This is a genomic window from Aeromonas sp. ZOR0001 (assembly GCF_000801015.1).
Lineage (GTDB): Bacteria > Pseudomonadota > Gammaproteobacteria > Enterobacterales > Aeromonadaceae > Aeromonas > Aeromonas veronii.
Genome location: NZ_JRJY01000022.1, coordinates 96,893 through 109,098 on the forward strand (window position 1 = coordinate 96,893; position 12,206 = coordinate 109,098).

Genomic DNA, 12,206 nt, shown 5'->3' on the forward strand with positions numbered 1-12,206 from the left:
AAGGCACTGGTGCAGGCGTCATGCCGAGTGCAGACGTTGCTGATCGCACTTTCACAATGAAAGTAGACAGCACTACCCTGACTAATGCGAAGCCGTACATCGATGTTACCATCACTGCCTCTGGCACTGATGCTGCCGGTAAGCGTCTCTCTGTAGAGCTGTATAGCGAGTCTGGCAGCGCGGTTGTGGGCCAGCACTACAACGATGGTATCTCGCAACTGGTGCGCTTTGACCCGACGACTGGACAGACTGCTCTGGATGCTACGGGCAACCCGACCTACACAGTGCGCGTGACAGCGCGTGACCTGGCGTTCGTCGGTGCCAAGAGCTTTACCCTCGGCCTGCGTAGCGGTACTGGCGGTAATGTGATTACCCAGCCAATCGTTATCACTGTGCAAGGTGCCAACACTGATGATGGTCGCAACGATGGTGGTGACAACGGTGGCGGTGGTTCGACAGGACCGATCTCATTGCTGACTTTGGTTATCTGCGGGTTGGTTCGCCGGCTTAAAATGTGTTGATAAGCCTTGTACCAATACCTTTTTTCATCATTATGGCAAGGTGGTCAAGCTGCGTTGGCATGGTAGGTCGCCAAAGCACCCAGATGTTATGAGTGTTGCCGAGAATAATTACGGGCGTCCCCAAAACACGAATTCCGATTAAACGATTTATTACAGTCAAGGCTCCCACCATGTCGGGAGCCTTTCTTATTTCTATCTCTCTTTGCCGGATGTGCGGAGAAGTCGGACATCATGGCGCAGGGTTAACTTGGTCGTATTTGTAGGTCTGCACTCTTGAGCTTGAAGGTACACCCTTGCTGGATGAGCTCCTCCCGATTTGCCAGCACCAGCGGGTAGAGCAGGGGATGTTGTTGATGTTCTCCGTTATAGCTCACTTGCATCCGTTCCAGTGCGTAATGCACCAAGGGGATCCGTTGGCTGATCAACAGCTGGTTCCCTGTCATCGCATAGTCTCTGGCAATGATGGCCTGTTGTCCTTCACTGAGCCCAGGATTGGGAACGACTACCGCAGTCACCTGGGTGTTCCACTCCAGATCCTGCTCCCGGCCGTGAGGAGAGGCATCCAGCAGATCCGGTTCGCCCCGAAAACGACTCATCACAAAATCCAGATATTCCCCTTTCTTCTCGCAGTAGGCACGTACGTGCCAGCGGATCCCGTCATAGACCAGAGTGTGAGGCACGATATTGCGGCCACTCTGCTCCTCTGAACTGAGGGATACGTAATCGACATCGACCCGCAGTTGGCCGCGCGCCGCCTGCACCAAACCCCGCACAATCTTGGGGTCGATATGGCGGTTCGGCACATCCAGGATCTCGATATGGCCGTAGCGCAAATCCATCAGCGGCAGCGTTAACAGGCCCGCTTCATGTTGGCGCTGGTGCTGCTTTTCACGGTGTAGCAGCATCAGGTACTCATCCACTTTTCCCTCACTAAAGCGCGGGACAAAGTGCTCTGTGGGTTTGTATCCCTTCAGGCTTCTGTCATAGACCAGCCCCTCTGGTGAGTAGTGGGTCAGGTAGTGGTTGATATCCCGCGACGCCTGTTGGCGACCGATATTGAAGGCGGTCATCAAATGATTGGTAGTCAGCCGTCCCTCCCACTGCAAGACGATCTCCAACAGACGAAAGCGCAGGGTTTGATCCCAGGTGAGCTCTTTGGGTGCCATACGTGCTCCAAAATGCGACATGTTTATGTAACCAGTGTCGGCATGAGTATACAGGCTACATATAATGGGTCCATCGAAATGAGCGCCAAAGGAGCATGTCATGAACGGGAAGCTGGATAGTGCTTACAGCCATCACGCCGCGTGCCGGATGCAGCAGCGCGGTATTGCTCCCGAGTTGGTAGAGCTGCTGCTGAACATCGGACGTTCTTCTTATCACCAGGGGCGCGAACTGGTTTATCTCGATCGCAAAGGCGTGACGATGCTGCAAGCCGAGTACGGATTGCCAGCGGAATGCTGCCAGCGTCTGCGCCGTCACTATCTGGTCCTGCAAAACGGCGAGATTGTCTCCGTCGGTCATAAAACCACTCACTTCAAACGCGATCGTCACTGAGGCGCTATGAACTCAAGTCTGTTATCAGGTCAGGCGGCCATACCCCTGATCAAGGGGATCTATTGCCTGCTGTCAGCCGAGCGAGGTAGGGAGCTGACCGCTCTGCTTGCCAAAGACGCGTTTCACCAACAGGGTGAGACTTCACCACTGGCGGTGGTGACGGCATTGGCTATCCATGTCGAGCAACATAGGCTGGATTGCACGTCACAGCCCATCTATCTGGGGCGTGAGCAACTGATGGCCGGTGCTGCCGATTTGCTGGGGGAGGCTGCCAGCTTCGAAGATCAGGATGCGTTTCGTCTGTTGGCGCTGCTACTCGACAAATTGCTGCGAGGAGGGCGCGGCAGCCGTCAGGCCAAGCTGGATGGACTCACGCCAACCGTGATGGAGCAGCGGGCGCTGGCTGCCCGCTCCCCGAATAGCGGCCTTGTGGTGCGCGGCAGCTGGCGGCGCAAGTCACGCAATCAGCTGGGCCATGCCAGCTGGCTGGATGTGGTAGAAGCCGCCCTCTGGTGCTTCTGGCATGGTGACGCTTTGGCAAGCGGCGAAGTGCTACTCGGTGTGCTGCTGGGCAGGGATGAGCGGGTGCGGCTTGTTTATGGTCTGCTGGTGGGTGCTTTCTACATGGGGGAGTGTTTAAGACTCTAGTGAGGTCGTTTGAATTATTCAGCAAGTGATTTAAATATAACAGGAAAATTAACTTCTGCAGTTTATGTCCACGAACTTCTGCATGTGGTGTTTCAAATATGAAACAGCTGGACAGGTCTGGCTTGGCTCTATTACGGACATTGTTTCCCAGAGCGACACCGCTTGAATGGAACTGACTGAGGACTTGGTGATCCATCTTCTTCAAGTCTGCATCATGGACACGTCGCTTCATCCCATCACCAACTGGCCTCAATACAACAAGTTTTTGATTAGTCGTGGTTCACTCACCTTTTTGGTTGATACCGAGGCCATGCACAACAGGTTTCACCAAGACCATCACGGGCTACGGGGCCGCAGCCAGCTCTACAGCGACAAGAGCATATGCACCTTTGATGCTCAAGGGGAATTTCAGCCTCACTCTGCTGGCCACTCAGGGACTACTCTACTCCTTGTTCGCGGCCGCTGTGTCTGCCGGACTATAGCGGTGCCAGCAAGCAGGTAAGCACGGTGACAGTGGCTTATCGACAGCCCCCAAAGGAAGGCATTACCGACCTGGTTATCGATTCAACCGGGCTGAAGGTGTTTGGCGAAGGCGAGTGGAAGGTCAAAAAACACGGCGCCGAGAAGCGGAGAGTGTGGCGCAAGTTGCATCTGGCGGTAGACCCGGCCACTCACAATATCGTGGCAGCACAAGTCTCGTTGGAAAATGTCCATGATACCGAGGTGTTGCCGACTCTGCTCAATCCACTGCGGCGTAAACTGGGGCGTGTTTATACAGATGGTGCCTATGACAGCAAAGCCAGCCATAAGCTGATAGCGTGCATTTCTTTCGCAATAAAAAGCCCTACCAATCAAATTGGCGGGGCTTTTGCTATTTGGAGTTGAGCATTGAATCGCGGCAAGGATTAGAGTGCAGGCAGCATTCCAAGGCTGACGCTAATCTGTACGCCAACAATCAGCACGCCCATGGCGGCGGCCACTCCTAGCGCCACTACGCCACCCGGGGCACGGTAGTGGTGGGCAGGCGCCTGTTTGCGGCTCTGCCACACCAGCGCCACCGGCAGCAGTACCGCGAGGATCGCCAGCGCAATGGCTGCGTAGCCGAGCGCCATGATAAAGCCCTGCGGGAAGTAGAGGGCAAACAGCAATGGCGGCACGAAGGTGATGAGGCCAGTCTGGGTGCGGCCCTGCCAGTTGTCCTTGCGGCGGGTCACCTTGGCCATAAAGTCGAACAGTCCCAGCGTCACCCCGAGGAAGGAGGTGGCGAGCGCCAGATCGGCAAACAGGTGCATCGCCTGATTAAACGCAGGCCAGCTCACCAGTTTGCCAACGTTGGCCAGCAGGCTGTCCAGCGCACCACCGGTTTGCAGCAGCGCTTGCTGGCCGAGCAGACCGAGGATTGCTACCTGCCACAGCACATAGAGGATCAGCGGCAGGGCTGAGCCCCAGACAAAGACCCGGCGCAGCTGCTTGGGGCAGTCACCGAGGTAGAGCATCACGCTCGGAATGGAGCCGTGAAAGCCAAACGAGGTGAAGATGACCGGCAGGCCCGCCAGCAACAGGCCCTGACCCAGCGGCATTGAGAGCAGATGCTGCCCTTCGGTGCGGGGCAGCAGCAACGCCAGCACCACCACCATGATCACCAGTTTGACGGTGAACATCAGCCGGTTGAGGTAATCCACCGAGCGGGTACCGACACAGACCATGCCGCCAAACAGCAGGGTAAAGGCCCAGGCGGCCTGCTCCTGGCTCAGGGTCATGCCTGCATCGGCCAGCGCTTGTGCCAGCAGGCTGCTGCCACCGCTGATGTAGGCGGAGGCCAGCGAGTAGAACAGCATCAGGATACAGAAGGAGGCGATGCGCTTGCCCCAGGGGCCGAGCAGATGATCCGCCAGCTGGTGCAGGTACCACTTGCCGGTGTTGAGGCTTGCCTCTACTTGCAGCATGGCGGTGAAGGCCATCAGGGCCCAGAGGCCGACCATCAACATCAGTGTGGCGGGGCCGCCGAGGGAGGAGGAGGCCAGCGGCAGGGCCAGCATGCCGGCACCTATGGTGGTGCCGGCAATCAACAGGGTACAACCCAGAGTTTTGGTATTCATGTTATCCATCCGAACGTAGCGGTGTCAGTGCAAACAGGCGATGTCAGCAGTGACGTCAACAAGAGGGGGCCGATTGGCGTTATCAGAAGGTGCCTCCGGTGATAGGGCCGGAGGCTAGCAATATCGGAACGGGAACATCTGTACCTAAAACCTGTCAGTTGTAAAAGATGGTTGCCACGTTAGCGGATCAAAATAGCGGAAACAACCCCTTTTATACGGATCTTGTGCTGGCTTGTGGCAACAAGTGGAAATAAATGATGACAGTGATGGCCAATTGCAGAAAAAAGCACCGAAAAAATGACTGGCAGGGGCTCATTGATACAGGTCAGCCAAGTGGTTGCAGCACGGATGGGGGAGTGCCTTGTCGTGGCGTTGGCGTTTAGTTGCGGGGTGAAAGGAGTGTGGATGCCGGTTGTTTAGTCGGCCAGACGGTAGAGAAAGCAAAGCGGGCGGGTAGGGTTGTGGGGAAAAACAATAAGGCTGCCAATCCTGGCAGCCTTATTGTTTTTCCCCACCCATTGACAGCAAATCGGGTCTGCTGCGGTCAGGTTAGCGACGGCGCTTGAGGGTGCGGCTCACATAGTGCAGCCCGCTTTGGTATTCGCCGTTCACCGCCTTGAGCGCCAGCTCCAGCGCCTGGTTGGCCAGCGCGTCGTGCTGCTGGGGCAGGGAGTTGATGCCAAAGGGGAGGAAGTCGAGCAGCCGATCGTCCCCGAAGGTGGCCATGGCGAGCTGGCTCATATCGATCTCTTGCTCCAACAGGTAGTCGAGTACCCCCTCCATCAGGATATAGGAGGTAGTGATTAGCGCTTCGGGCAGTTGACCCAGCTGCTGGTGCAGATCTTTGATCAGGCGATACCCCTCAAGGCGAGAGAAGTGATCCCCTTCGCACAGGTGGCGAGCCGCGCTGTGACTGGCGACCGCCTGCTCGAAACCGGCTTTGCGCTCCTGACTGATCGTGAGTGCCGGCAGCGCGGTGATCAAGGCGATATGGCGCAGAGTCGGGGTGAGCAGGGAGCTGGTGAGATCAAAGCTCGCCTTCTCGTTTTCACTGGCGACGGTGACGAACTTGTCGGCTGCCATCGCCCGGTCGATGGCGAGGATTTGGCTGCCTTGCGCCTGCAATTTGCCGTAGAAGGGGTCGTCTGAGGGCAGGCAACTGGCCACCAGCAGGGCGTCCACATGGCGGCTCACCAGCATCTGGGCCAGCTCTTTTTCGGTGGCGGGCTCATCTTCCGAGCAGACGATGAGCAGCTGATAGCCCTGCGCCCGGGCCCCCTGTTCCAGCCGTTTGGCCAGTTTGGCGTAACTGGCGTTCTCAAGGTCGGGCAGGATAAAGCCGAGGGTCTTGGTCTGGCCGCCACGCAGGGAGGCGGCGCGGCTGTCCGGCTGATAGTTATGGGCGGTGACAACGGCCATCACCTTATCGCGGGTGGCCTGACTGATGCGGTATTGGTCGGCCTTGCCATTGATCACATAGCTTGCCGTGGTGCGCGAGACACCGGCGAGGGCGGCGATTTCATCCAGTTTCATCATATTGGCTCTGTTTGAGTTGCAAGGCCCACGGTCACTGCCGGGTGAGGGCACCGAAAAGTGTGCGCGGGATCATATCATTGAAAAGCACTCTTTGTGGGTACTTGATCAATTCGCTGAAACGATTCAGTCTGAGTGTAAGTGAAACGATTCAGCCTGTCAGCAACGAAGAGACCCAGTGGCCTGAAAATCAGGCTCCGATCACAGTCAACCGTGTTCGGGTCAATTGTCAGCTGGCGAGTTACCCGAATGTTCAATTGTGACGTACCGGCGCGGCCGGAACCTGATGGAGAGTCTCTATGTTGAAGTTGGCGCGAGAGCAGATCTTGCTGGGACAGTCGGTGGCAACCAAGTCGGACGCCATTGCCCTGCTGGCAGGTAAACTGACCGAAGCCGGTCTGGTGGAAGCGGGCTATGTGGATGGGATGATGGCCCGTGAAGCGCAGCATGCCACCTATCTTGGCAGCGGCATCGCCATTCCCCACGGCACCACCGACACCCGTCATCTGGTGAAGAGCACAGGCGTCATGGTGGCCCAGTTCCCCAATGGTATCGAGTGGGATGAGGGGCAGATCGCCTACGTCGCCATCGGTATCGCCGCCAAGTCCGACGAGCATCTGGGCATTTTGCGCCAGCTCACCCATGTGCTGGGTGACGAGCAGGCGGCAGCCCAGCTCAAAGAGGCCACCGATGCCGACACCATCATCAACATCCTGACTGGCGCTACTGCCGCCAAAGAGGTGCAATACCTGACCCTGGCTGACTTCCCGGCCGATGATCGCGACCAACTGCTGCTGGGAGCAGCCGCCCGCGCCAAATCGGCGGGCTGGGGCGATGCCGCCATGGTGAGCGCCCTGTTGGCAAGCGATCCCGCCTATCTGGGCGAGGGCGTCTGGCTCGCTCGAGCACAAGCGGCCCAGACCGGCTGGGTGCTGGCCACCCCGAGCCGCGCCCTCGCGGCAGGGGAGCTGCCGGTCAACGCCATGCTGCTGTTGTGCGCCGCAGATAGCAGCCATCTGCCGCAACTGGAGAATCTGGCCAAACTGGCCGCCGCTGGTCAGCTGGCGACGCTGGCAGGCGGCGAGGGGCTGGCCATGCTGCAAGCGGGCCCCGCGAGCGGTCTTTCCGAAACCTTCACCATCATCAACCCCCACGGTCTGCACGCCCGCCCGGGCGCCATGCTGGTCAAGGTGGCCAAAGAGTTTGAATCAGACATCCGGGTTGCCAATCTGGATGGCAGCGGCGAGGCAGTCTCCGCCAAGAGCCTGATGAAGGTGATTGGCCTTGGCGTCAAGTGCGGTCACCGTCTGGCATTTCGTGCCGAAGGGGCAGATGCCGAAGCCGCCCTCAAGGGGATCGGTGAGGCCATCGCCGCCGGTCTCGGCGAGGGGGCGCATTGATGAAAATTGTTACCATTACCCTTAACCCCGCCCTTGATCTCACTACTCGCCTTGAGGCGATGAGCCTGGGTGAGGTCAATCTGGTGAGCGAGGCCAACCTGCGTGCCGCAGGCAAGGGGATCAACGTCGCCATGGTGCTCAAGGATCTGGGCCGCGAGGTGGGCGTCACCGGTTGGCTGGGCGCTGACAATGAACAGAGTTTTGTCTCCCTGTTTGCCGAGCGGGCGCTGGATGATCACTTTGTGCGCGTGGCGGGCAGCACCCGCATCAACGTCAAGATCTCCGAGCAGTCTGGTCGGGTCACCGATCTCAACCTGCCGGGACTCACCATCCAGCAAGGGGAAGTGAGCGCGCTGGAGCAGGCCATCGACCAATTGGCTGCGCATGCAGAGTGGTTCGTGCTGGCGGGCAGCCTGCCCAAAGGGGTGGCCCCCGATTACTGCGCCCATCTGATCCGCCTGCTCAAGGCAAAAGACAAGCAGGTGATCTTCGATTGCAGCGGCGCGGCCTTAACCGAAGGGATCAAAGCGGCGCCGACCCTGGTCAAACCCAATCTGGAGGAGCTGAGCCAGTGGGCGGGCCGCCCCATCAAGACCCTGAGTGAGCAGGCCGAGTGTGCCCGCGCGCTGCAGGCAAGCGGCATCCCCAACGTGGTGATCTCCAACGGCGCCGATGGCCTGATCTGGTTTGCCCCGGATGCCGTCTGGCAGGCCATTCCACCGCGGATGCAGGTGGTCAGCACGGTTGGTGCTGGCGATTCGCTGGTGGCTGGTCTCGCCCATGGTCTGAGCCTTGGCTGGGCGCCGGAGCAGACCCTGCGGCTGGCCACCGCCGTCTCGGCCTTGGCGGTCAGTCAGGTGGCGGTAGGCTTTAACGATATCAGTGTGCTCAACCCTTTACTTGAACAGGTGCGCGTAGAGCGTCTGGATGCGCTGGCACAAGTTCAATGCAATACCCCCTCAATGGAAAACTAAGGAGATGCCCAATGAAAGCAATCTTGGTTACGGCTTGCCCGGCGGGCATTGCCACCAGCTTTCTCGCTGCAAAACGGATAGAACAGCAGGCCAAACTGGCTGGCTGGGAACTCACCCTCGACGTCGGCTCCAGCGTGCAACCGCGCCAGATCCCCTCAAAAGAGCAGATTGCCGCAGCCGATCTGGTGCTGGTTGTCGCCAGTGCCCCGGTGGATCTCGCTGCCTATGATGGCAAGCGGGTCTATCAGGGCAGCATGGATCTCGCCCTGCAGGATCCGGCTGCCTTGCTGGAAGAAGCCGCCAGCGGCGCCAGCCTCTATCGCCATCAAGCCGCGCCTGCTGCCGCCAAATCGGCCGCCGCTGGCAAGCGCATCGTGGCGGTGACCGCCTGCCCGACTGGCGTTGCACACACCTTTATGTCGGCAGAAGCGCTGGAGACCATGGCCAAACAGCTGGGTTATCAGATCCGCGTCGAGACTCAAGGCTCGGTCGGTGCCCAGAATGCCCTGACTGCCGAGGAGATTGCATCTGCCGATCTGGTGTTCCTCGCCACCGATATCGAAGTGGACATGGCCCGTTTCGATGGCAAGCAGGTCTACCGCACCAGCACGGGCGCTGCGCTCAAGAAAACTCGCGCCGAGCTCGACAAGGCGTGGAATGAGGCGACACTGTATCGCCACAGCGGTGCCAGCCAACCCAAAAAAGAGGAAAAAGCCGGCCCCTACAAGCACCTGTTGACCGGCGTCTCCTTTATGCTGCCGATGGTTGTGGCGGGCGGCCTTATCATCGCGCTATCGTTTGTGTTCGGTATCGAAGCGTTCAAGGTGGAAGGCACTCTAGCCGCCGCTCTGATGAAGATCGGTGGTGGCTCCGCCTTCGCCCTGATGATCCCGGTGCTGGCCGGTTACATTGCCTACTCCATCGCTGACCGCCCAGGTCTCGCTCCCGGCATGATCGGCGGTATGCTGGCAAGCTCGCTGGGCGCCGGTTTCCTTGGCGGTATCGTGGCCGGTTTCCTGGCCGGTTACAGCGCCAAATACCTGAGCGACAAGGTGCGCCTGCCGACTACCCTGGAAGCGCTCAAGCCGATCCTGATCATTCCGCTCTTTGCCAGCCTCTTTACCGGCCTGGTGATGATCTACGTGGTGGGTGGCCCGGTAGCCGGCATCATGAATGCCATGACCGAGTTCCTCAACAACATGGGCTCTGCCAACGCCGTGCTGCTGGGTGTCATCATCGGCGCCATGATGTGCTTCGACATGGGGGGGCCGGTCAACAAGGCGGCCTACGCCTTCGGGGTTGGCCTGCTGGCCTCCAAAACCTACGCCCCGATGGCAGCGGTAATGGCCGCCGGCATGGTGCCGGCATTGGGGATGGGGATCGCCACCTTCCTGGCCCGCACCAAGTTCATCAAGGCGGAGCAGGAAGCGGGAAAAGCCTCCTTCGTGCTGGGTTTGTGCTTTATCTCCGAGGGGGCCATCCCGTTTGCCGCCAAGGATCCGATGCGCGTCATCCCGGCCTGCATGGTCGGCGGTGCCCTGACCGGTGCGCTCTCCATGCTGTTCGGCTGTGAGCTGATGGCACCCCACGGCGGTCTGTTCGTGCTCTTTATCCCGCACGCCATCAGCAACGTCATGATGTATATCGTTGCCATTGCCGCAGGCTCGCTGCTGACCGGTGTCTCCTACGCCATGCTCAAACGCGGCGAAGAGCAGGCCAAACTGGCCACGGCATAAGCCTTGCCACCCGGCAACACGTCATAACCAAGAGCGGCCTGCGTGCCGCTTTTTGTTTTGCCGGTGATATAGGTGAGTTGTGAGGTGGGGATTGCAGGTAGGCTGAGTTTAAAAATCCCAGCCGGGCTGTGCTTGCAGTTCACTGGGAGCGCCTTCCTGTGCCTTGCGGCGAGCGGCGTCGACCCGCGCCTTGCGGTTGCGGCACAGGCGCATCACCTCTTGTTGCTGGGCAGGGGTCATGGTGAGCCAGTTGAAACGCTCTTCGCGGTTACGCAGGCACCCCTTGCAGTAGCCTTTGTTGTTCACTTCGCAGACCCCGATGCAGGGGCTCTGCAGCGGGAAGATTTCGAGCTGTTCCATCCATCACCTCGCACATCCTGTCACCTTGTTATAACCCAGCGGATCCCCTTTGGAGAAATCCTGCTTCAAGTGATTGATGTCGTTTGCTTTCCCCCTGCAAATTTGGCATCTTCCCCGCCGAGCATGGCTCTTGGTGTTATATGAGGACATATGAACAAACACGTGTACTGGCTGACCGCCGCAGTGCTGGGACTGGCCGGTTGTGCGGGCAACTCTGACAAAGCAGAAGTGCCCAAAAAACAGACCGACAACAGATGCTTTCTTAACTGCGAGGTGCCGGAAAATCTGGGCAAGCAGTATCTGGACGGGACCTTGCCAGAGGATCTGGTGAGGGTGGAGCGGGTCAATAGCCGTGCGCGTGCCGATTACAGCAAGTTTGGCCCGCAAAGCAGACTGGTATTGGAGCGCTCCGGCAAGATGACCCGCCGTTATGGCGAACTCTATCATCAGCTCTCCCGCTGGGTAGCGGGCGGTGGCAATCCTGCCGATATTACCCGTTACGGTATCAGCCTCGCACAGCTGGGCGGTGCCGATCGCATGGGGAACGTGCTCTTTACCGGTTACTACTCGCCGGTGCTGGAGGTGCGCCACCGCCCGGATGCCAAGTACAAATATCCCATCTATGCCATGCCCAAATGTGGCGGTCGCTGTCCGACCCGGGCCGAGATCCATCAGGGGGCCCTGGCCAACCGTGGACTGGAGCTGGGTTACAGCAAATCCCTTATCGACAACTTCCTGATGGATGTGCAGGGCTCGGGCTTTGTCCATTACGGGGATGACGATCGGCTGCAATATCTGGGCTACAGCGGCAAGAACGGTCACGGTTACGTCAGTATCGGCCGGGGGTTAATCGATCGCGGTGAAGTGCCCAAAGAGCAGATGTCGATGAAGGCCATAAAGGAGTGGGCCAACCGTCAACCGGAGGAGAGCGTCAAGGAGCTGGTGGAGCAGAACCCCTCCTATGTCTTCTTCGAGCGTCGACCCACCAATGATGTGATCGGTGCCGCCGGTATCCCGCTGCTGCCGCTGGCGGCCGTCGCTGCCGACAAGACCCTGCTGCCGATGGGTACCCCGATCCTCGCTGAAGTTCCCTTGCTTGACAAAGAGGGCAACTGGACCGGCAAGCACCAGCTGCGCTTGTTGATTGCGCTGGATGTGGGCGGGGCGGTGAAGAAGGGCCACCTCGATCTCTACCACGGTATGGGCGAGAAGGCCGGTGTCGCGGCCGGTCACTATAAGCACTTTGGCCGGGTCTGGAAACTGGGCCTGCACCATGGGCCGACTGCCGCCCCCTGGTTGTAATCCTCTGAGGGGTTGGGCGTCTGTCATCGGGCGCCCGAGCAATGTGAAGAGACAAAAAAAGCCGCCGGATTGCTCC

The 12,206-nt window shown here is 59.0% G+C and carries 10 protein-coding genes and 2 pseudogenes; 8 read left to right on the plus strand and 4 right to left on the minus strand.

All coding sequences use genetic code 11. The features are described 5' to 3' along the window. Nucleotides 1-2: 2 nt before the first annotated feature. Nucleotides 3-521, plus strand: a pseudogene (locus tag L972_RS02935) (SVAGG family GlyGly-CTERM protein); the annotation flags it as partial. Between the two features lie 242 nt (nt 522-763). On the opposite strand, the gene L972_RS02940 reads toward L972_RS02935, so the two are convergent. Beyond that, on the minus strand, nt 764-1,687 hold the full coding sequence (locus tag L972_RS02940) for a WYL domain-containing protein (RefSeq protein WP_047435310.1): 924 nt from the start codon (nt 1,685-1,687) through the stop codon (nt 764-766). A 100-nt stretch (nt 1,688-1,787) separates the two neighbouring features. Here L972_RS02940 and L972_RS02945 point away from each other — a divergent pair, with 100 nt between their 5' ends. From L972_RS02945 to L972_RS02955, 3 genes and pseudogenes are all read left to right on the plus strand, one after another. Further along, nucleotides 1,788-2,078 carry a DUF4258 domain-containing protein gene (locus L972_RS02945; protein ID WP_047435314.1) on the plus strand — a complete coding sequence of 97 codons (291 nt, stop codon included), beginning with the start codon at nt 1,788-1,790 and terminating at the stop codon, nt 2,076-2,078. 6 nt (nt 2,079-2,084) lie between these two features. Further along, nucleotides 2,085-2,726 (plus strand): ADP-ribosylglycohydrolase, encoded by a 642-nt coding sequence (locus L972_RS21715; protein WP_231560895.1) that lies wholly within the window; start codon nt 2,085-2,087, stop codon nt 2,724-2,726. Between the two features lie 214 nt (nt 2,727-2,940). Next, nucleotides 2,941-3,545 (plus strand): annotated as a pseudogene (locus tag L972_RS02955) (IS5 family transposase); the annotation flags it as partial. A gap of 86 nt (nt 3,546-3,631) precedes the next feature. Here the strand turns inward: L972_RS02955 and L972_RS02960 are convergent. Both L972_RS02960 and cra read right to left on the minus strand, forming a co-directional pair. Further along, nucleotides 3,632-4,825 carry an aromatic amino acid transport family protein gene (locus L972_RS02960; protein ID WP_047435317.1) on the minus strand — a complete coding sequence of 398 codons (1,194 nt, stop codon included), beginning with the start codon at nt 4,823-4,825 and terminating at the stop codon, nt 3,632-3,634. A 549-nt stretch (nt 4,826-5,374) separates the two neighbouring features. After that, nucleotides 5,375-6,361, minus strand: coding sequence for a catabolite repressor/activator (gene cra, locus L972_RS02965; protein ID WP_047435320.1), 987 nt, complete (start codon nt 6,359-6,361; stop codon nt 5,375-5,377). A 296-nt stretch (nt 6,362-6,657) separates the two neighbouring features. On the opposite strand from cra, the gene fruB reads away from it, so the two are divergent. Genes fruB through fruA form a run of 3 tightly spaced genes read left to right on the plus strand, consistent with a single transcriptional unit; the run spans nt 6,658 to nt 10,468 of the window. Further along, nucleotides 6,658-7,758: a fused PTS fructose transporter subunit IIA/HPr protein gene (fruB, locus tag L972_RS02970; protein ID WP_047435321.1), complete on the plus strand. Its 1,101-nt coding sequence runs from the start codon at nt 6,658-6,660 to the stop codon at nt 7,756-7,758. After that, complete coding sequence (pfkB, locus tag L972_RS02975) at nt 7,758-8,732, plus strand: 1-phosphofructokinase (protein WP_047435324.1); 975 nt, start codon at nt 7,758-7,760, stop codon at nt 8,730-8,732. Before fruB ends, pfkB begins: the two co-directional genes overlap by 1 nt. 11 nt (nt 8,733-8,743) lie before the next feature. Continuing rightward, complete coding sequence (gene fruA / locus L972_RS02980; protein WP_047435326.1) at nt 8,744-10,468, plus strand: PTS fructose transporter subunit IIBC; 1,725 nt, start codon at nt 8,744-8,746, stop codon at nt 10,466-10,468. 108 nt (nt 10,469-10,576) lie between these two features. Here the strand turns inward: fruA and L972_RS02985 are convergent, their stop codons facing one another. Then, entirely contained in the window at nt 10,577-10,828 is a 252-nt protein-coding gene (locus tag L972_RS02985) for a DUF1289 domain-containing protein (RefSeq protein ID WP_042053709.1), read from the minus strand. 150 nt (nt 10,829-10,978) lie between these two features. On the opposite strand from L972_RS02985, the gene mltA reads away from it, so the two are divergent. After that, nucleotides 10,979-12,130: a murein transglycosylase A gene (gene mltA, locus L972_RS02990; protein WP_047435329.1), complete on the plus strand. Its 1,152-nt coding sequence runs from the start codon at nt 10,979-10,981 to the stop codon at nt 12,128-12,130. The last annotated feature ends 76 nt before the right edge of the window (nt 12,131-12,206 follow it).

Bases quoted from the DNA above. Each gene is read 5' to 3' on its own strand.
- L972_RS02940 (WP_047435310.1), bottom strand. From the start codon at position 1,687: ATGGCACCCAAAGAGCTCACCTGGGATCAAACCCTGCGCTTTCGTCTG.
- L972_RS02945 (WP_047435314.1), top strand. From the start codon at position 1,788: ATGAACGGGAAGCTGGATAGTGCTTACAGCCATCACGCCGCGTGCCGG.
- L972_RS21715 (WP_231560895.1), top strand. From the start codon at position 2,085: ATGAACTCAAGTCTGTTATCAGGTCAGGCGGCCATACCCCTGATCAAG.
- L972_RS02960 (WP_047435317.1), bottom strand. From the start codon at position 4,825: ATGAATACCAAAACTCTGGGTTGTACCCTGTTGATTGCCGGCACCACC.
- cra (WP_047435320.1), bottom strand. From the start codon at position 6,361: ATGATGAAACTGGATGAAATCGCCGCCCTCGCCGGTGTCTCGCGCACC.
- fruB (WP_047435321.1), top strand. From the start codon at position 6,658: ATGTTGAAGTTGGCGCGAGAGCAGATCTTGCTGGGACAGTCGGTGGCA.
- pfkB (WP_047435324.1), top strand. From the start codon at position 7,758: ATGAAAATTGTTACCATTACCCTTAACCCCGCCCTTGATCTCACTACT.
- fruA (WP_047435326.1), top strand. From the start codon at position 8,744: ATGAAAGCAATCTTGGTTACGGCTTGCCCGGCGGGCATTGCCACCAGC.
- L972_RS02985 (WP_042053709.1), bottom strand. From the start codon at position 10,828: ATGGAACAGCTCGAAATCTTCCCGCTGCAGAGCCCCTGCATCGGGGTC.
- mltA (WP_047435329.1), top strand. From the start codon at position 10,979: ATGAACAAACACGTGTACTGGCTGACCGCCGCAGTGCTGGGACTGGCC.